This is a genomic window from Pontibacter ruber (assembly GCF_023630205.1).
GTDB lineage: Bacteria > Bacteroidota > Bacteroidia > Cytophagales > Hymenobacteraceae > Pontibacter > Pontibacter ruber.
Genome location: NZ_JALPRR010000003.1, coordinates 1,022,212 through 1,041,133, shown reverse-complemented (window position 1 = coordinate 1,041,133; position 18,922 = coordinate 1,022,212). Strand labels below are relative to the sequence as shown.

The following is an 18,922-nucleotide window of genomic DNA, read 5'->3' as shown; positions in this document are numbered from 1 at the left end:
TTCCTCTGTTTTCTTCCAAAGTACATCTCTTTTAGCTAATATTGTACATTGTTAACCGTTTTCACTAAACGATACTATGTATACAGGACTACAGCATTTACACTCTTACACAACCTACCTGGTGCTTCTGGGGGTGGGTATCAGCTTTCTGCTTGCGCTGGCGGGCTGGTTGGGCAACAAGTCTTTCACAGACAAAAACAGAAAACTCAGCCTGTTGGGGCTTATTCCGACGCACCTGCAGTGGGTGATCGGCCTTATTTTATACTTTGTTTCGCCGCTGGGTATGTCTAATTTCTCAGGCGAGGCAATGAAAGACTCCACTTCAAGACTTTACATCCTGGAGCACCCGCTTACCATGATCATTGCTGTAGTGCTGATCACGATCGGTTACTCCCGTGCCAAGCGCCAACTGGGTGATTCAAGAGGCTTTAAGAGCATTGCTATTTTCTACGGTCTGGCCCTGATTCTGATCCTGAGCCGTATTCCTTGGAACGCCTGGCCAAATAACTAAGCCTTCGTTCACAACAACGTACATTTTACAGCAGCCGCTTTGTCTTACAGATGAAGCGGCTGCTTTGTTTTTTAAGGCTTATCACAAAACCAGTTTATTGCCGTAGACAAGCGGAAGTTTATACTTGGTTAGCACCATCGTTTAAGTATGACAAACCAAAAAGAGGTTGCCATATTCGAAAGCAACATAAGCAGTTGGCTGACAACGCGTTAGTAAAAACTGACTGAATTCAACAAATAAAATCAGCTAACAAGTATAGCAAACACAACAAAATACTAAGTAATTTAGCATTCAAGTATAGTCAGCCGGCTGCCTATACTTGAATGAGAACAGAAAAATTATACTTGCCAGGTGCTTGTTGCACCGCTACTACTACCTATGCCTGCAGCAGTACCGAAGGACTTCTTTAAAGAGCATTGCAGCTTTGCGGAGATAAAAGACGAGGTGATCGGCAACTTTCTTGCTGACTGGTGCGGCATACTTCCCCCTCTTCCGGAAACAGACGACGAGCAGGCAATCCTTTACATTGATCTCAACTCCGGAGCTGGCTTAGTACCTTCCGGGCTAGCAACCCTACCCGACAACCTGCTGGAAAACCTTTGCCAAGCACTGAGTAATAATAAAGGTGCAAATGCGTTGCTCAGAGCCTTCTTTGCTGATGCCAACAAGACCGTGCACGAAAGTATAGGCGAGAAGCTAGCTTCGCTGCCCTGTTATGATAACCTAGTACACCCACCAGTAGCGCTGGCAGAGCAGGTAAGCCAAACCATGCTGGCGGAGTTGCAGGCCCTCGGTTATCCTTCCCTCCTGCTCGGCGATCCGTTCAGTTCCGTGCTTGCGCAGCAAGTGCTCCAACAGTCACTTGATGCCGGCAATGCAGATTTGCTGTTGCTGTTCAGCCCCGAAAGTATGCTAAAAGCCCTGTCTGCGAAAAAAGTTAGCCCAGCTTTGGCATCCTTGTTTGGTGAGCGGCTGGTGCAAATCGCAAGCTTCTGTAAGAAAGAGAAAAACACACGGCGCAGGCAGCAGTACATAGCGGAGCAATTGGAAAGTATACTGCTGGAGCGAAAGTTACTCACGCTTACTTTTAAAATTAACAAGCCTGACGCAGATGAAACCGCATATTACCTCCTCTTTTCTTCGCAAAACAAGAAGGCTTTTAAACGTTTCAGGGAGCTGATGCTTTCTTACAGTGATTATCATGAGGACGGGGTGCCCATGTTTACGGCCAATCATGCCCTGCAGCCGCAGCTCTCCTTGTTCCCACAGCGGCGGAGGTATTCTGTTTCGCTTTTGGCAGAAGACCTGGCTACCAGTGCAGGTAAGTATAAATTCAAGTCGATCGAAAAGATAAGCGAAGACCACAGCAGCGGTACCCCTTATATTGCTGATAACTACCTGGCAGCCTTTGAAGTGCTGCGCGTACAGGGCAAAGTAGAGATCCTGAATCCTAAAACCCTGCAGGCGATCCGAAAACCTACCCTTGCCTCCATCATCAAGTATAAATAAACAGACACTGTAATAAGCCGGAGAAATCGTCAAGGTTGCTACTCCGGCTTATACTTCTCACCTCTGAAACTCTCCCATTTCATACCTGCAATTGCGTAGCACACGCACAGCCGCAGTGTTCGATTTCATACGTTTTGGTGTTCGCAACTGGACAATAGCCCCTGTTCAGAAGCTACTCTACACGTAGCACTTACAACAACAAGACACTGAATATTAATACTTTACACAAATGGCACGAGTGTTGTCATGCGTCCTTTCAGGAAGCTGATCTAAAACCACCTCCCTTGTGAACACATCAACCAAATCTATAAAACTATGAAGTACATAATTTTACCCATTTTGCTGCTGTTGAGCACAAGCATCTACGCACAGCAGGCAAGTATAAAAGGAACCGTGTTGGACGAAGCTAAAAAAGAAGTGGGCTATGCCAACGTTCTCCTGCTTCATGCCGCGGACTCTTCGCTGGTGAAAGGTATGCTCTCGGAGCCTACCGGGGCTTTTCTGTTTGAAGGTGTAGCAGCAGGCAAATACCGCGTTGTAGCCAGCATGGTAGGGTATGCCAAAGCCAAAAGCAGCGAAGTAACAGTAACTGAAAACAGCGGAAGCATCACCCTTCCTCCTCTTATGCTCCAACAAAGCAGCACCAATCTGAAAGAAGTAGTGGTGGAAGGACAGCGCCCGCTCATCGAGCAGCACCTCGACAGAACCGTGCTGAATGTAGAGAACAGCATTGCAGCAGCAGGTAACACCGCCCTGGAAGTTCTGGAGAAAGCACCCGGCGTAGTGATCGACCAGAACGACAACATCAGCATGCGCGGCCGCCCGGGTGTGATCGTGATGATCGATGGCAAGCAGGTACCCATGTCGGGCACGGAGCTGGCGAATATGCTCCGCGGCATGGCGGCCAATTCCGTTGATAAGATCGAACTGATCACCAATCCATCGTCTAAGTATGACGCTGCCGGCAACGCAGGCATCATCGATATCAAACTGAAACGCGATAAAAACCTTGGCACCAATGGTACGATCAACTCATCCTTCGGGCATGGTGAGTATGCCAAATCCAACCAGGGCCTGCAGGTAAACCACCGCACCCAGAAGTTTAACCTGTTTGGCAGCTACAACTACGTGTACCGCCGCGATTATAACCAGCTGAATATCTACCGCCGGTTTTACGAAGGAGATGCGTTTACCGGAGCCTACGACCAGCAGAACCCTTTTCAGTTTAAAATCAACAACCACACCCTACGCTTGGGAGCAGATTATTTCCTTGGCCCAAAAACAGTTGTAGGTATAGTTACCAATGGGTTTATTTCTGACTTTGACAGGACCAACTCCAACCGATCGCTGGTGATCAATGCACAGGAGCAGCCCGAGTCCTCCTTCCTGACTGACGCTGTAGCAGAACACGACCGAAGCAACCAGTCGATCAACCTGAACTTTAAACATACCCTTGACAGTGCAGGCCGCGAGATCACTGCCGACCTGGACTACATCGCGTACCAGAACCAGGACCTGCAGGACTTCACAACAAATTTCTACAACCTGCGCAACGAACAGATACGCGACCCATACCTGCTGTATGGAACCCTGGACGGCAACCTGAACATCAAATCAGCTAAAGTAGACTACAAACAGCCCTGGAAAGCAGTTGAAGGCACACTGGAAGCCGGCTTAAAGAGCAGCCTTGTTAATTCTGATAACGACCTGCAGTTCTTTGACCGCAGCAACGGCGGCAACGTGCCGGACCTGGGCAAAAGCAACCACTTTTTGTATGAGGAGAACATCAATGCTGCTTACCTGAATGCCAATACCAAAATGCATAAACTGAGCCTGCAACTGGGCTTGCGCCTCGAGAACACCATTGCCAATGGCAAGCAGCTAACCGACGGCAAAGAATTCGACCGCGATTATACCCAGTTGTTCCCAAGCGCTTTCCTGAACTACACGCTCAACAAGAAAAATGACCTGGGCCTGTCGCTTAGCCGCAGAATCAACCGTCCGTCTTACAACCAGCTCAATCCGTTCAAGAACTTCCTGGATCCCAGCACCTACTCAGCGGGTAACCCCTTCCTGAAACCGGAGCTATCTTACAACTTTGAACTGACCCATACTTACGACCAACGTTTTATTACCAAACTCAGCTACAGCCGCACCACCGACCTGATGGTACAGGTACTGTCGCCGGACCTGTCGGAAGAGAAACTGGTAGCGCAGACGTTTTTGAACCTGGCTAAGTATGATTACTACGGCATGACCGTTACGGTACCTTTCTCCATCGGCAACTGGTTCAACAGCATGAACAACGGCACCTTCTACTATGGCCTGTACCGGGGCAACCTGGCCAACACCAACCTGCGCAACGGCAAACCTACGTTCAACATTAACTCCAATAACACCATCAAACTTCCTAAGGATTGGTCAGCCGAAATAACTGGTGTATTTAGGGGAAGCGAGATCTACGGGTTCCTGGACGTGGAGCCACTGTGGTTTGCATCAGCTGGCGTTCAGAAGCAGCTCTGGGATAAGAAGGCAAGCGTGAAGCTTAACATCAGCGACATCTTCTACACCAACCGGGTAAAAGCGACAACCGAGCTGACCGGCTATTCCGAAAAGTTCTTCCAGAGCCGCGACACACGCGTGGCAACAATCAGCTTCAACTATCGATTTGGTAAAGCAGAAGGAGCTCCAGCCCGCCGCCGCACCGGTGGTGCCGAAGAAGAAAAGAGCAGAGCAGGCGGATCGAACTAAGTATAAAACAAAGTATAATTTTAACGAAGAAGCCTCTGAAAAATCAGAGGCTTCTTTTATATGTCCGGACCGGGAACAGGCGATAATCGTTCAGGTTGATGGCATAGGCGCAGCCCTGCCAGTGTATGATGGGAACACATTTTTCCGGACTGGGACCTTTGCCGTCGGGTATCACCAGCAAGGCATTCCCATGATACGACAGCGTACTTTTATCAATGCCTAGGCGTGCAGAAAGGTGCGATAAAAACGCTTCAATGTCTTGAGGTGGCGAGGTGAAACTGATCTCACCGGACATCGTAAAACCGGCTGCTTTCTGCCGCACATAAGAGATCTTGGAGTAGGTATCGATGGCAACAATGGGAACCGTAACCGCCGGCATGGGAGGCCGGAGCACATCGGATTGCACAAAAGGCGCCTGCCCTGCCACCCGCTTCACCATCTCCGTTACTTTATGGGCCGTGTAAATGCCTTTTATCGTTTCAGACTCGATCTTTTTCAGCATGCTCTCCACCTTTGCTTCAAAAGGCGCATCGGTACCCACGGTGCTTGGCTGTGCTTTAGGTTGTGCCTGTGTTGCTCTTGGCTGCTCCCGCACAGGCTCGTGGGCATGTGCCAGGTGTTGCTGGTGCACATCCAGGATCACCGTAAAGGCAGTGATGAAATGGTCCGTGTGCTGCAGATGAAACAGCTCCAGCGCCTGTGCCCGTTTCTTGGAGAGAAGGTAGCGGTGGATATACTTTGACTTTTCGAACACCTGCTGCAGCTTGGCTGCGTGGGGCGTACCCGCATACCTGTTACACAGGTTCTGCAGCGCATGCAGCCTGGCATTGGAGTCGCGGATATAGTGCGCATCTGCAGCATCCGTATTCACAGCATTGCCTACCACCGTTCTGTTTTCAGAGGAATCGCTCAGGCCGAAGAAGGATCGCAACCACCCCATTATTTCGAAATCATTTTCCGCAGGTGCACCATCTCGATCTCTACCTGAATCTTCTCAGAAGATTTCAGCTCTTCTGTATACCGGTCCAGTTGCTGCAGGTACAGGTCCAGCAGCGCTTCCTGCTCCTCGTTCAGGATGGCCTGTTGTGGCTGCACTGTCTTCTTCTCTCCTCCTGCCATGCTTATGCCTCAATCTGTTTTGATTTGCCGAACGTACCGATGATCTTGCTGTTGAGCTCTTCCTGGACGGCTGCCAGCTCTTTCACGGCTTCTGCGCGTTTTTTGCTGCCTTCTTCCGAGATCTTGATCACGGCATCGAGTGTTTCCACCATATCGCGGTTCACTTTTTTAAGCGTTTCCACGTCCACAATGCCACGTTCGTTTTCCTGGGCTGCTATCACCACATTGCCTTTCAGCAGTTCGGAGTTCTTGCGCAGCATTTCGTTAGTGGTATCGGTTACTTTTTTCTGTATTTCGAGGGCTTTGCGCTGTTTCTCAAGCCCAAGGGCAATGGCTACCTGCTGGCGCCACACCGGAATCACGGTGTCGATGGAGTTCTGGATCTTCTGAGCCAGCACGTCGTTCGTAGTCTGGATCATGCGGATCTGCGGCATGGCCTGCGTGGCAATGGTGTGGGAGAGCGTGAAATCGTGCACCTTCTTTTCCAGGCGATCCTTGAAGGCGATCATATCGCTCAGGCGCTGCACGGCCAGTTCATCCTGTCCGCTCGCCTCCACCTCTGTCTGCAGCTGCGGGATAATCTCGTTTTCAATCTCTTCAATCTTCAGCTTGCCGGCTGCAATCACCGCCCGGATCTCGTGGATGTATTCTACTGCCTGGTTGAACATCACCTCCAGGCTGGTGGTATCTTTCATTACGCTTTGACGGGTCTTTTCCAGCTTCACCACCACGCTGTCTACATTCTCTGAAATGGTGTTGTACTGGCTGGCCAGCTTCTTCGACTTGTCGGCAAATTTCTTCACGAAAGGCAAACGGGAAAAGATGCCCGGCTTCTCCGTCTCGTCAATCTTAACCATGTTGATCTGGTGCAGCAGCTCGTTAATGGCCGTACCGGCGTCACCGGAATCTTTGGCCCGTACCTTCGTTAAAAGCTCGTTGGAGTAATAACCCAGTTTGCGCTGCGTCTCTACCCCAAAGCTGCTCAGTGTTTCGGGCTTGGCCGGGTCAATGGTTTTCGATATGGCCAGTGCCTTTTGCTGGATCTGCTCCTTGTTTTCGGCAATCGTCAGGTTAGTTTTTTCCATTGTGCTCTTTAGCTATGTAGGTTGGTTTGTGTGACTTGTAATGAGTTGAGGTACTTCCGGATGTTTTCGTGCTGCTCGGTCGTTTCGTACCACTCGATCTCGCTGAGGGGCAGGTATTCGCCCAGCAGCCCATGCACCTCCTTCAGCAACGCTTCGCCTTTCTTGGTTCTGAAATCGGGGTTCTTGTAAAAGGCGCTGAGGTATTGCACCTTCACCTGCCCGTTTTTGGTAACAGCAAGTTCTTTTACCTCCACCACCAGCTCCGACGATTTATTATTATCCGTAACAATGGTGCGATACACGCCTTTGTTTCCTTCTTCCAGCACGGCAATGCATTTCTGCCTGGCATCGTTCAGCGCCTGGCGCAGCCGCTGATTTGGCCGGATGTAATAACCATAAACATAGCCTAAAAATGCTGCAAGTACGGATGCCCAAAAAATCAACATAGGTAAATCAAATAGTTTAAGCCTGGGTATGTATACATGTAACTACAAGCGAGCAAATCTGGTTCTGATCAGGTTATCTAAAGCTATTAAAAATAGTGATTAGCCCCAACAAATGGTGTATTTTTCCACAAATTTTCTACGTGCGCAGCTTTTTAAAGCGTATACGCGGAAGTATGCCCTTTGGCCGGATAACCAGGCCACAGCAGCTAAGGTATACGTGCGGTAAAAGTATGTTGCAGGTCGCGCAGGCAGGCTGCCTGTGCTTAAGCCATAGCTGTACCAGAAAAAGCAGTAGGAGTAAGTATAAACCAGAGCTGCAGAAATTGCCAGGGTCTCCGGAAAGTGTGCGTACCTCCTGTTACTGCTCCTTTTTAAATTTCTCCATAAACTCCAGTGCTTCCTCATCGGAGAGGTTGTAAAAGATCTCGTATACCTGCGATACACCGTGGTAGAAATCAGGCATCTCCAGTATTACAACCTCGTCGGCAACGTGCTGCAACTGCTTTAACTTGTCTTTGCCCGAAACCGGTGCGGCAACCACTATTTTGCCGGCGCCTTTGTGCCTACACATAGTGATAGCAGCAAAAACGGTTGAGCCCGTAGCAATGCCATCATCCACGATCAGGACGGTTTTACTTTTAAGCTCCGGCAGTGGCTCCCCTTTCCGAAGAATGTTGATCCTGCGTTCGATCTCCTTTTTCTGCTGCGCTACTATTTCATCTATGGCTTCCTGCGAAATTCCGGCTTCTGCCCCTTTGTTGATGTAAATGCTGCCGTCTTCGGCGATGGCTCCGATGGCATACTCCGGGTTCATGGGGTGGCCCAGTTTGCGGGATACCAGCAATGAGAGCTCCGCATCCAGATGTTTGGCTACATAATAAGCCGTCTCGGCGCCACCTCGCGGAATACCCAGCACAATGGCACCTGTTCCTTTATACTTTTCGAGTGCTTTGGCTAATTGCAAGGCTGCATCTTTCCGGTCCCTGAACATACGCTGCAAGTTTTAGAAGTGACAATATACTTGTGGTCGTTTGATCCAATGCCTTATCTCCAGCATACGTGTTGCTGTTAATATTATACTTGGTCAAATAATTATGCTACTCCTTCTTGAATTTCTACGTTAGAAAACTTAGTCAGTAAGTAGGTTGCGCCCAAATTCTTTCAGGCAAGATCAAACTTTATACTTGTAGAAGTGACGAAAACTTGTTGTAGACGGGCGGGAAGATTATCTATCTCTCAGAGATATTTGACAATGTATATCAAGTGATAAAATACGATTGTGGCAGATCAGCTTCTTCAAAAACCGGAAACGGGCAAGAGCAATTTAGCCCAGCGCACCCTAACCGGAGCGGTGCTGATAGCCATAATCTCCGGCTGTGTAGGGGCGGGTGCCTACACGTTTGTGTTGCTGGTACTGCTGCTGAACCTGCTGGGCCTGCTGGAGTTTTACCGGCTCTTTCAGGCTGCTGGCGTTACCCCGCGCAAGGTTGCCGGTTTGGTAGTAGCCTCCATTTCTATACTTGTACTAGCACTGGTGTTTCTCTTTAACCTGCCTGTTCGTTTGCTGCTGTTGACTGTGCCGCTGGTATTCCTGGTCTTTGTGCAGGAACTTTACCTTACATCCGAGAAGCCATTCGAGAACTTAGCTTATACGTTTCTGGGTATACTTTTCGTCTCTATTCCTCTCTCCTTCTTTCTTGGTACAGCTTTTCTGCCTTGGCCTGCCAATGCTTACCAGCGCTCGTTTATACTTGGGTACTTCTTTTTGCTTTGGGCCAGCGACAGTGGTGCTTACCTGTTTGGCAGGTGGCTGGGAAGGCATAAGTTGTTCGAGCGGATCTCACCGCATAAAAGCTGGGAAGGGAGCGCCGGTGGTGCGTGCTGTGCTCTGTTGGTTGCTTTCCTGAATGCGCAACTCTTCCACATACATACCCTGACACACTGGTTATCCATTGCTATACTTGTCGTTGTGTTTGGCACCTATGGCGACCTGTTCAAATCGATGATGAAGCGGAGCCTGGCCATCAAGGATTCCGGTACCATACTGCCCGGGCACGGCGGCATCCTCGATCGTTTCGATTCGCTGCTGGGCTCAGCGCCTTTTGTGTTCCTTTACCTGATCCTGACGCTAAATGAATAGGTGGACATTTTATTTAATCAACGGCATTACGTTTTACCGGCTACTGGCAGCTTTTATTTTATCATACCTGCTCCTGAACAAAAATCTGGATGTTTTTAAATGGCTGCTACCCCTGAGTTTTTTTACAGATGCCATTGATGGTTACCTTGCCCGCAGGTATAATGCGGTAAGTATTCTAGGCTCTAAACTCGATTCTGTTGCCGACCAGTTAACCTTGGTAGCAGCTGTGGCAGGCTTGTTTGTTTTCCGGACCGGTTTTATTCAGGATAACGCGCCCATCATTGCTTTTGTGATTGCCTTGTATGCAGGGCAGACGATCATGGCGCTCCTTCGCTACCGCCGTATCAGCAGTTTTCATACGTACCTTGCCAAAATTGCCAGCGTTTTGGTGGCTGCCTTTCTGGTCTTGATCTTTCTGGTTCCGCAGCCGGTTTATACTTTATTTTACCTGACAGCACTGGTTATAAGTATGGAGTTGCTGGAAGAGATGATGCTGGTACTTGTACTGCCTGAGTGGAAAGCTGACGTGAAGGGCCTGTACTGGGTGTTGCAATGCAAAAGAAAAAAGCATAGCAAAGTATAAGTTGATGTGCTTTGTAGCTTAGTTTTTTACTTGAATCCTATATTGAGATTGTTCCGTTTTCTGGTTCCTTGCTACCTTATCGCGTAGGAACAACTCAAGTATAAATTATAGCATTAATCGCCAAGGGTACCCACCTTAGGCAGGATCTGAATAACGAAGCGTCTGTCGCGGATGTCGCCGGTACGACCCGCTCCTTCAAAACCGCTTCCGGCTGCTACGAGCTCTACCCTGTCTTTGGGGAAATAGATGCCGGAACTTTGCCAGAATTTCATCAGCGCCAGCGCCCGTTGGTAGCTCAGCTGCAAGGCATACTCACGCTGCGTGATGTTACGCGGATCACCTTTCGGAAAGCTGGCGGCGCGACCATCGATCACGATCAGGTATTTAACGTCTTTGTCTTTGATGGAATTGATGACCTGGCTAAGGTTGAAACCGGCGCGGCGTAAAGGGGCCCGCGCACGATCCGGTATTACGGCACTGCTCTGTTCAAACAGCACATCTACCAGCAGTTCGTGGCGTTTATACTTCTGGTTATACTGAAAATACTTCTCATCCAGCCGCGAAAGGGCCGCTTTTATCTCATCAAGCTTGCGTTTCTCGCGCACCTCCACCTGCAGCCGCGCTATGTTTTCCCGGTTCTCGGTATCCTTGTCCTGAAACATTTTAAAGCTCAGGATAAAAAGCACCAGCATTACCAGAAAGAGCACCGTCATCAAATCAACGTAACTGGGCCAGAAGAAGTCTCTGCTTTCCTTGCTCATATTTATTCTCTATCTTCTGATTTGTCCGCCACCGCCAAACATGCGCTGGAAAGCTGCTTTCAACGGCCCTGGCTCCATACTTTTCATCATTAACGCGTTCATGGTCTGCAGCTGGTTCAGTAGCTGCTGTTGCACCACAGTATCGGCTTCGAGTTTTTGCAGCAGGCGCTCGTTGGTTTGCCGTATCTCCCCCGCCAGTTGCTGTTGGTTGGTGTTTAGGTTTTCCTGCTGCTGGTTCAGGTTTTCGAAAGGTTGCATGTAATCGAGTATGCGCTGGTACACGTTGTCTTCGTTCAGGCGGCGGAAATGCTCCTGCCATTTCTCGTAGGCATTCTGGGCGTCGCGTTCCTGGTGCTGCAGGCGTGCTTCCATCAGGTCGGTCAGGCGCAGGGCCGCTTTGTCGAAATACTGCTCAATTCGGGCCGCAATGTTATCCATGTCCTGCTGGTGACGACCAAAAAAGTCCACCTGCCGCTGTATCGACTCGTCGTGTTTCTGCAGGTAACCTGGCACCTGGTCAAAGCCTTCCTGTAAGCCAATAAGTCGGCTCAGTACCTGCTCGATGTTGTGCGTCAGTTCCCCACCTTTCTGGACCGATTCGTTCAGCGCCACCTGGTAGTTCATAAAATTCTGGAACAGCTGCTCGCTTTCTTTCAGCTTATCAAACACCTGCAGGTTGGCATTGGCCATCTGCGTAAAACCTATTTCGTCGAGCTTCTGAATAAATTCTTTTTGTGTGCGGATATTATCAGAAAGGGAATCGACGATCGGGCGAAAGCCCAAGACCTTGTCCAGGAAATCTTTGTTGAAGGAATCGAGCACCGATTTAAGGTTGCCCAGGCTGGCGGCCATGTCGGAGTTAAGCTTGGGCAGCAGGTGCGTCTGCAGGAACGTATAATACTCGTTTTTATACTTGTCGCGGGTGCTGCGGGCGTTTTTGAGGTGATGGTTGCCGAGCAGCGTGGTGAGCAAGCCAAAGAAGCTACCTGCCATCGCGATCATTACACCGAACAGGAAAGATGGGATATTATTCTCCGTAATAAACGAAGTTCCGGCCGCTTCATCCGGCGCACGCATGCCCGACCAGATCAAACTGGAAAGACCGATGATCACACCGGAAAAAGTACCTAGCAAACCCACATAAAGCGGTGTGGCCACGGTAGACTGCACTTCCGAATCAAGCGCCTCCGAATGGCGCTCTGCCACATCTTTCAGAATGTCAAAGTCGGCGGCGGCACCTTTGTTGCGCTTCAGGTATTCGTTGGTACTCCGCAGAATTTTACCGAATGTTTCCGACGGATTCTGCACCTCGATCACGTCGATAGTGCCGTTGCCTCTTCCGCCTGTGGCTGCGGTGCTTACGAGCGCTTCCGGGTCGCCTTCTACCAGGAAAATGTTACCTCCTGAGAGCAGCTTTTCGAACTTATCGGTAGCAATGGTATAAACAGGTACCGGACCGCCTTTTGCCTCGATCTGCAGCACACCATCCTGGCTCGATATAATTCGTTTTACCACCGGATTGGAAGGCGTATACTCCCGAAACGGTTTCCCGGCCAGCAAAGCAGTCCGCTGTTTCTCTATACTTGATCCTTCAGCAGGTGCTGCATTTGTGTTGTCCAGTACATGTTCCCGGATAGATAACTGAGACTCGGATGGAAACAGGTTTTCAATGGCTCTGATCTTATCCCTGTTCCCCCTGTACACATACAGCTGGTAGCCAAGTATAGCCAGTACAATGAGCGCCTCTAAAATAAATATGCCTTCCATGTGAATGTTGTGTTCTGTAGCGCGGGAGGTTCAACCACCATTAATAAACGTGATCCGGAGCCAATGGCCCCGGATTTACATCATGTATGTGCTCTTTTCTTCAAAGAGCAGATGTTGTTATCTGAAATCTATTCTAGCTTTTTCCTGGATTCTCCAGCCATTGTTTACCCTGGAAAGAATACCGTCGCCCTGCAGCACTACGCGGCTCACCATGCGGTTGGATGGCTTTTCAAAGTCAAAAGCATTTTCCAGCCTGTCAATGCCCTGCGAAATTACAAAAGCATGGTTGCCGGAAAGGTTAAAACGGTAATGCGTCATGTTGCTGCCATCGGCCGGCACATCCACCTCGATGTAGCTGTCCGAATCGGGTTGCTGCTGCAACTGGTACTGGCGAATCACGCCGTCTTCCGGAATAATCGCATACTTTTTGCCACCCTGCATAGGTTCCTCGGCCTGCACAGGGGCTGTTTGTGTATGGCTGGCAGCCTGTTCCAGTTCATCTAAAAGATCGCCTCCTGCTATCTCCAGGTTTAATGGTCTGGAAGGTACTGGCTGCTCGTCTCCTATCTGCTCATACTTGTTTGTTTCCATAGTTGGTTCGTTGCGTCTTCTGTTTTCTTTCTTTCTTCTGGGCTGTACCGGCTGAAAAGAGTCCTGCTGTTGCTGTGGTCTTTCCTGTTGTTGTTGAGGTTGCCTTTCCTGCTGTTGGCGGCGCTCCTGCTGCTGAGACTGCTGTCTGTCCCGTTGCTTCTGGCGTTGCTCGTGCTGCTCCTGGCGGGGCTGGTTTCTTCGACTAGGCTCACTTGGTTCTTCTGCTGGTCTGTTGCTTCTGCCAGCTTTGCCTTCCACCCTGCGGAGCCTTTCCTCCAGGTAAGCGTTCTTATCTTTCAGCGATTCTATCCTTTTTGATAAAATATGGTGGGTGCTGTTAGCCCTGAGAAAAGCAAAACCTGCTCCTGCCAGCGCGATGATACTTATAATGATTGCAATGTAGTCCATGTATCAATGTTGTCTGTTCTAAATTATACTTGTGGTGTGTTGCCAGCTCTCATACCTATCCGGCAGGCTCTTGTTTTGTCACTCCGACCTTCGGGAGAAATCTGAATTATACTTGTTTCTCCAGATCTCTCCCGAAGGTCGAGATGACAAATTTCCTTTCAGTGAACTAACTTAACTTTAGGAAATAGCCGTTACCTGTGCCTGCTGTTTGTACAGCTCTTTCGACAGCAAGTATAGCGACTGCTTCAGCGGCATGAAGAACATGGTCTCGTGCAGCGGCTCACGGTCTGTCAGGCCACGTACAGTGTCTTCCAGTACCATGGTGTAGCTATCCTGCAGGTTAGCGCGCATGAATTCGAGCACACGTCTTGGGTCTACTTCCACACCCATCGAGCGCATCAGCGGCGAAATATCCGGATCGTCGAGCAGCATTGTAAGGCAGTTCATCACGTTGTCCATCACTTCCTGGCGAAGTTGGCCCGTGATCTGCGTTTTGGTTACCGGCGTCAGCGCGTCTGCAATGTTAGCCGAGCCAGTTGGACGCATAATCGGGATGTTGGTCAGGTCGTTCAGGTCGGTTCCTTCCAGTGCCATAGCACCGCCGTTGGCTGTTACCTGCTTAGGATTGTCTACCAGCACCAGCTTGAAGTTAGCTGGAGGTTCCTGCCCTGTCACCTTATGGAAGATGGCTTTGGCGTAGCGCTCCACGTTCGACAGGTTATTGCCGGCGCTCAGCAGCTTGATGTACAAACTTCCGCGACCACTGAACGAAATATAGCGCGGCACCTTCACGTCCAGTTGCTGCACCAGTTGTGCCAGGTGGTACATCAAGGATCCGAAGTGCAGATAGAACATCAAACGTAACTGACGGGCCTGCAATAGCTGTGAACTATAGTTCAGCTCCTTGTCATAGCTGAACAGCAAAGCGCTGATATCGGCAGAATTGAAGTCGGGGTTATCCAGCGCAGTTTCCAGGAACTTGCGGTACTCACGTCCTTCTTCGGTCAGGGGAATGCGCAGCACATGATCTACCCCATACTGCAGCAGACCGTTGTCTTTCTGGGTCTTTACCGTAGCAAAGCCATCGCCCCACAGGTCGTTGCCGGCAAAACGGAACGAGGAGCTATGCGAAGGTCTGCGGTTTGTGAACAGCAGCACGTCGGTCGTACCACCACCTATATCCACATTGATCAGGTTCTCGTCCTGGCTCGGCACCACCGCACCGGTTCTGGACAGGAAGTAGAACGGCGCTACAGACTCGGTAATGCACACGGTTGTTCTGCCATTCTTGAACACGTTGTTATACACGGTATCCCACACGTTCTGGAACATGTTGCGTGAGTATTCATCAAAGCTCAGCGGCGCAAACCACACGATCTTAGTGCTGGCCACGTTGCCATGGTTCAGTACCACCTTGTTCTTGATAAGCAGCATTATCTCGGTAAAGAACGCTTCGATACGACGTTTACCGGTGTTGGTCAGCGTCTCGCTCCATTTCAGGTCGGTGTGGTAGGTCTGCTTATACTGATCCTGGTGCGTACCTTCTGTATTGATCGAGAAACCGATGTTGATGTTACCAAACAGGTTGGTGATCTGGTTCTCAAAATCCAGCGACTCGCAGGTTGCCGTACGTGTCGGGAAGTTATACAAAGATCCACCGGAACCGATGATCAAAGGAATAAACTCACGCTTAAGCAAGGTCTCTACGGCAAACAGACGGCCGAAGCCACGTTTGTGGAAACGCTGGTAATCTGTCAGCGACGGATCATCGGAAGGCTTGTTCAGCATAACCAATTGCTGATCGTTGGCCGTAATGGAGAACTCGCGCGGAGGCTGGTTAGCGCCGGAAGTAAAAGCGATGTGCGTGTTCGAGGTACCAAAGTCGATGGCAAAGGTAAAGTTATGGATACCCTGCTGCATTTCCTGGAACTTCGGCACGATGAGCGCCTTACCGGTAAAGTCTACACCGGCGTGAGTGAACTCAGCATAATCGAAGTGGGTGCCGCGTACCTCATAATAAGTGCTGCCGGCGCTGCTGTTGCTTTTCTTGGTTCTGCGGTGCGCAACAGCTGATGTAATACCGCCGCCTGCTTCCAGTTGCTTGCCTCCTACAAAGAAGCTGAGCGAGTGGTTCTTGTTCACCAGCAGCGGATCGATGTCTTCATCCACCAGCATGACTTTGTAGAAGTCGTTGTACTGTACCGCGTCGGTGAATTTGTAGAACGGGAACACACCCAAACCAATTCTGGATTTCAGGATGTGGCCTTTCTCCGGGATTACGTTGCCGTGTGCGTCTTTCGAGTTCAGCGGATTGTCGTAGTAGCTGCGCTCATACACTACATCCCCTCTTTCAGTTGGCACACGCAGCGTTACGCGTACGTGGTTCACGTCGATGTGGAAGGTCAGGTGGTTAGCCAGGTCTTCCGGGTTAAAGAACTGGAAGTATAAACTGGTAACCGGCAGCAGGTAGTTAAAGGATTTCTCCGTTACACCCGGCTGGTATACCACGGTACCGCTGTAGAAACGGTCGGTGTTTACTTCGTACGGCACCTGCACCAGCGTTTCCTGCAGCAGGTCGTTGATGGTCAGGTATGGATAGTTGAAGCCAACCCCTGGCAGCGAGCGATTCTCCAGCGGTTTTTCATCGGAGTAACCTACTACCGTATTAGTTGGCCAGGCCAGGTTGTTTACATACTTGATATTTGGCGCCAGGCGCAGATCCGGCTTCAGCACAATTGGGCATTCGCCGGCAAAACCAGTGTGGGTTGGGCGGATGAACAGGTCGCTGCTCGTAACGGCGGTCTGGTCTTTCTTTACCAGGAAGTTGATATGACCCACATGCACCGGGTTCTGCTGGTAATCTACCAGTTGCAGGTACTCCGAAGCGATGGCATTCTGCCCTACGTTACCGGCCATGTTGATTTTGCGCAGCAGGTTCTCGTCCAGTGCATTATACACTGCCGGGAACGCCTGGATCATGGCAGGGTTCGAAACGAACAGCTTGTGCACATACTCCCTGAAATCCGGCTCACGGTCTTCCAGCGACACATAGTTGTGGTCGAAGTAGGTACCAATGTTCTGGGCACGATTCATACCCAGCGGCTGCACGTTCGGCGCCACAAACAGGAAAGTCAGCGGCGAAGTACCTCCAATCAGCTGCATGTGTCTGTCACCACGTGGCGAAGTTGATTCGAAGAAGATCAGGAAAATATCTTCCACCCCCTGGAAGCGGCTGTCATTCATGAACAGCTCCAGCGTGCGGCCCAGCAAACTTGTGTTTGGATTCGAATGCATGGCACCCAGTTGCTGGTGCTTGTTCCAGCGGCGGATGACGATCTTGTTGCCGGCCTGCGCATAGCTCTGGTGGTTGTAGAGCAGCTCCCACAGATCCCAGAAGTGCGTGACGAACTTATGGTATATGGTATTGGTGTTATTGCCTGCCACGCCGCGCTTTACAAAATCGAAAGCGGTTTCGAACAGGTGCATGCGGGCAAACGGCGTAGGTATGGAGGCGTTGATCTTCAAGGCTCTTCCACCGGCACCATCGGTTATATCTTTAATCTCGGTGCTGGTGATCTGGCTGGTCTTTGCCCAGCCTTCCACGTTAGATCCGGTTTTATGTAGACGAAGTACTTTCGGCATGTTCGTTTAGTTTGTTTTAGTATTATTTACCAAGTATGGCGCGAGCGTCCTCGCTCGTGACTAACTATAGCGGGGCCTCTGGCCCTTAAGTATACAGCGGCCAGAGGCCGCAAAATAATAAACACGAGCCAGGAGGCTCGCGCTATAAAATGTGCTTAACTATACTTCAACTTCTCCTCTACCAGCGCATTCGTCGCAGTTTCAAAAGCTTTGATAGTTGCCTTGAAAGCGTCGCGGTCGGAGATGGATTCAGAAGCGCGGTTGAGTTCTTTTACAAAGGAACCCTGGTGGATACCTTTGTTCAGGAATCCTGTCTCGATCTGCTTATCCGACACCATGCGGTTGAAGTCTGTTTCGTTCAGGTTAAGGGCAGCAAAGGTTCTTTCCTTGCGGCTAAGCTCACGCAGCCATGCCTGGTAGCCGAACTCTGGATTTGTCAGGAATTTGTTCAGTTCGCGGAAGACCGGCTCGTTTCGGATGGCGCTTGTTAAATCCACGCCTTTGGCATAAGCGGCTTGTGCGTCGCCTGGAAGGTGCGTAGTATAGTAGCGCTCGAAGTAATGGAAACGGATCAGTTGCTTGGCAATGCGGTCCCTGGTCTCATTATCGAGGTGTTGGAACTGCACGTGGTTTATGTCTTCGCGCAGGCCGTACTCGTGGTATACTTCGTTACCGGAAAGCTCATTGTCGGAGTAATCCATAAAGTCCACGATCGCCAGTGCGCTTAAAAGCTCTACCAGGTGTGCGTCGTTTCGCTGGCTGGCACGGCCGGGGTTGTTCTCCATTGGCTTGTCCGGCGCATCGCCCATATAGTATACCGCATTCACCCCGTTCAGGTGGTTCTGGTAATACGACAGCGCGTCTTTTGCCTTGGTGGTAAAGGTATTAGAATCAATAAAATCAGCTTCTACTCCCTGGGCAGGTTGCTCCAGCGAGAAGTATGGCAGCACCACCATAGCGCCTGTCAGGGCCGTATTTATACTTGCAGCATTAGGTAGTGTAGTGCGAGGGTCTTTAAAATTCTTCAGCAACAGCGGAAAACCAGCGGCTCCTGTTCCTCCAAAGATCGAGCTTACAAAGAAGATACGATCGCCCGGCTGGAAGTTCGAAGCAAAGAAGCGCATTTCCGGGGAATCGATGATCTCGTTCAGCACCACGCTACCTACGTTCGGGCTACCGCGGAAACCCACATCCAGGCTGTTGTTCAGGTTCTCGGGCGTAAACAGCAAATCCATCAGCGCCTGGCTTTCGATATCGAGTTGGTTGTAACCCACATGATCTTTGAAAGGCTTGTTGATACCACCAAAATCATACACAAAGCTATCGCGGATCTTGGCAGTGCCATCGCCGGCTATACTTGACAGCGTGCTGATATCGGTATGGAAGAACCCTTCGTCGCGGCGGCCAAGGGAATCGTGAATGTGCTTGTAAGTCTTGAGCAGCTCCACGGTTCGGTTCATGTCGCCGTTCTGGGTGTCCGGATCGATGATGATCGGTACGATTTTATCACAGTTCTGAATTTTGACACCTGCGGCCATCAGCATGACCAGCGAACGGATCACGCGGGAACCGGTGCCACCTATTCCGAATACAAAAAGCTTTGCCATAG

General features: G+C 50.2%; 15 protein-coding genes. 5 read left to right on the top strand and 10 right to left on the bottom strand.

Going from position 1 to position 18,922, the window contains the following annotated elements; genetic code table 11:
• The first annotated feature begins 76 nt into the window (after window positions 1-76).
• The 3 genes from MJ611_RS16250 (at window position 77) to MJ611_RS16240 (ending at window position 4,771) form a co-directional block, all read left to right on the top strand.
• Window positions 77-511, top strand: a complete 435-nt coding sequence (locus MJ611_RS16250) for a hypothetical protein (protein ID WP_250431243.1) — start codon at window positions 77-79, stop codon at window positions 509-511.
• Window positions 512-889: 378 nt separating this feature from the next.
• Window positions 890-2,020 carry a three-Cys-motif partner protein TcmP gene (tcmP, locus tag MJ611_RS16245; protein ID WP_250431241.1) on the top strand — a complete coding sequence of 377 codons (1,131 nt, stop codon included), beginning with the start codon at window positions 890-892 and terminating at the stop codon, window positions 2,018-2,020.
• Between the two features lie 315 nt (window positions 2,021-2,335).
• Window positions 2,336-4,771, top strand: a complete 2,436-nt coding sequence (locus MJ611_RS16240) for a TonB-dependent receptor domain-containing protein (protein ID WP_250431239.1) — start codon at window positions 2,336-2,338, stop codon at window positions 4,769-4,771.
• Window positions 4,772-4,814: 43 nt separating this feature from the next.
• Here MJ611_RS16240 and MJ611_RS16235 read toward each other — a convergent pair whose 3' ends face one another.
• The 5 genes from MJ611_RS16235 to MJ611_RS16215 form a co-directional block, all read right to left on the bottom strand.
• Window positions 4,815-5,711, bottom strand: coding sequence for a hypothetical protein (locus MJ611_RS16235; protein WP_250431237.1), 897 nt, complete (start codon window positions 5,709-5,711; stop codon window positions 4,815-4,817).
• Complete coding sequence (locus MJ611_RS16230) at window positions 5,711-5,890, bottom strand: hypothetical protein (RefSeq protein WP_250431235.1); 180 nt, start codon at window positions 5,888-5,890, stop codon at window positions 5,711-5,713. The genes MJ611_RS16235 and MJ611_RS16230 overlap by 1 nt, the downstream gene beginning before the upstream one ends.
• A gap of 2 nt (window positions 5,891-5,892) precedes the next feature.
• The gene (locus MJ611_RS16225; protein WP_250431233.1) at window positions 5,893-6,975 is read right to left on the bottom strand and encodes a toxic anion resistance protein; all 1,083 of its coding nucleotides are present in this window, start codon (window positions 6,973-6,975) and stop codon (window positions 5,893-5,895) included.
• Between the two features lie 8 nt (window positions 6,976-6,983).
• Window positions 6,984-7,421, bottom strand: coding sequence for a hypothetical protein (locus MJ611_RS16220; RefSeq protein WP_250431232.1), 438 nt, complete (start codon window positions 7,419-7,421; stop codon window positions 6,984-6,986).
• 358 nt (window positions 7,422-7,779) lie between these two features.
• The gene (locus MJ611_RS16215; protein ID WP_250431230.1) at window positions 7,780-8,412 is read right to left on the bottom strand and encodes a phosphoribosyltransferase; all 633 of its coding nucleotides are present in this window, start codon (window positions 8,410-8,412) and stop codon (window positions 7,780-7,782) included.
• Window positions 8,413-8,700: 288 nt separating this feature from the next.
• On the opposite strand from MJ611_RS16215, the gene MJ611_RS16210 reads away from it, so the two are divergent.
• Both MJ611_RS16210 and MJ611_RS16205 read left to right on the top strand, forming a co-directional pair.
• Window positions 8,701-9,561, top strand: a complete 861-nt coding sequence (locus tag MJ611_RS16210; RefSeq protein WP_250431228.1) for a phosphatidate cytidylyltransferase — start codon at window positions 8,701-8,703, stop codon at window positions 9,559-9,561.
• Complete coding sequence (locus MJ611_RS16205) at window positions 9,554-10,144, top strand: CDP-alcohol phosphatidyltransferase family protein (protein WP_250431226.1); 591 nt, start codon at window positions 9,554-9,556, stop codon at window positions 10,142-10,144. Before MJ611_RS16210 ends, MJ611_RS16205 begins: the two co-directional genes overlap by 8 nt.
• Before the next feature lie 113 nt (window positions 10,145-10,257).
• On the opposite strand, the gene MJ611_RS16200 is transcribed toward MJ611_RS16205, so the two are convergent.
• The 5 genes from MJ611_RS16200 to MJ611_RS16180 all read right to left on the bottom strand — a co-directional run bounded on the left by MJ611_RS16200 (window position 10,258) and on the right by MJ611_RS16180 (window position 18,920).
• Complete coding sequence (locus MJ611_RS16200) at window positions 10,258-10,905, bottom strand: OmpA family protein (RefSeq protein ID WP_250431224.1); 648 nt, start codon at window positions 10,903-10,905, stop codon at window positions 10,258-10,260.
• A 9-nt stretch (window positions 10,906-10,914) separates the two neighbouring features.
• Window positions 10,915-12,672, bottom strand: a complete 1,758-nt coding sequence (locus tag MJ611_RS16195) for a hypothetical protein (RefSeq protein ID WP_250431222.1) — start codon at window positions 12,670-12,672, stop codon at window positions 10,915-10,917.
• 117 nt (window positions 12,673-12,789) lie between these two features.
• Window positions 12,790-13,671, bottom strand: coding sequence for a hypothetical protein (locus tag MJ611_RS16190; RefSeq protein ID WP_250431220.1), 882 nt, complete (start codon window positions 13,669-13,671; stop codon window positions 12,790-12,792).
• A 177-nt stretch (window positions 13,672-13,848) separates the two neighbouring features.
• Complete coding sequence (locus tag MJ611_RS16185; RefSeq protein ID WP_250431218.1) at window positions 13,849-17,313, bottom strand: acetate and sugar kinases/Hsc70/actin family protein; 3,465 nt, start codon at window positions 17,311-17,313, stop codon at window positions 13,849-13,851.
• Window positions 17,314-17,468: 155 nt separating this feature from the next.
• A complete protein-coding gene (locus MJ611_RS16180) occupies window positions 17,469-18,920 on the bottom strand; it encodes an FtsZ/tubulin family protein (protein WP_250431216.1) in 1,452 nt (483 codons plus the stop codon).
• Between the last annotated feature and the right edge of the window lie 2 nt (window positions 18,921-18,922).

What these genes read in the sequence shown, in the direction of transcription:
- MJ611_RS16190 (WP_250431220.1), bottom strand. Translation starts at nt 13,671, where the DNA reads ATGGACTACATTGCAATCATTATAAGTATCATCGCGCTGGCAGGAGCA.
- MJ611_RS16195 (WP_250431222.1), bottom strand. Translation starts at nt 12,672, where the DNA reads ATGGAAGGCATATTTATTTTAGAGGCGCTCATTGTACTGGCTATACTT.
- MJ611_RS16215 (WP_250431230.1), bottom strand. Translation starts at nt 8,412, where the DNA reads ATGTTCAGGGACCGGAAAGATGCAGCCTTGCAATTAGCCAAAGCACTC.
- MJ611_RS16220 (WP_250431232.1), bottom strand. Translation starts at nt 7,421, where the DNA reads ATGTTGATTTTTTGGGCATCCGTACTTGCAGCATTTTTAGGCTATGTT.
- tcmP (WP_250431241.1), top strand. Translation starts at nt 890, where the DNA reads ATGCCTGCAGCAGTACCGAAGGACTTCTTTAAAGAGCATTGCAGCTTT.
- MJ611_RS16225 (WP_250431233.1), bottom strand. Translation starts at nt 6,975, where the DNA reads ATGGAAAAAACTAACCTGACGATTGCCGAAAACAAGGAGCAGATCCAG.
- MJ611_RS16200 (WP_250431224.1), bottom strand. Translation starts at nt 10,905, where the DNA reads ATGAGCAAGGAAAGCAGAGACTTCTTCTGGCCCAGTTACGTTGATTTG.
- MJ611_RS16230 (WP_250431235.1), bottom strand. Translation starts at nt 5,890, where the DNA reads ATGGCAGGAGGAGAGAAGAAGACAGTGCAGCCACAACAGGCCATCCTG.
- MJ611_RS16235 (WP_250431237.1), bottom strand. Translation starts at nt 5,711, where the DNA reads ATGGGGTGGTTGCGATCCTTCTTCGGCCTGAGCGATTCCTCTGAAAAC.
- MJ611_RS16180 (WP_250431216.1), bottom strand. Translation starts at nt 18,920, where the DNA reads ATGGCAAAGCTTTTTGTATTCGGAATAGGTGGCACCGGTTCCCGCGTG.
- MJ611_RS16250 (WP_250431243.1), top strand. Translation starts at nt 77, where the DNA reads ATGTATACAGGACTACAGCATTTACACTCTTACACAACCTACCTGGTG.
- MJ611_RS16205 (WP_250431226.1), top strand. Translation starts at nt 9,554, where the DNA reads ATGAATAGGTGGACATTTTATTTAATCAACGGCATTACGTTTTACCGG.
- MJ611_RS16240 (WP_250431239.1), top strand. Translation starts at nt 2,336, where the DNA reads ATGAAGTACATAATTTTACCCATTTTGCTGCTGTTGAGCACAAGCATC.
- MJ611_RS16185 (WP_250431218.1), bottom strand. Translation starts at nt 17,313, where the DNA reads ATGCCGAAAGTACTTCGTCTACATAAAACCGGATCTAACGTGGAAGGC.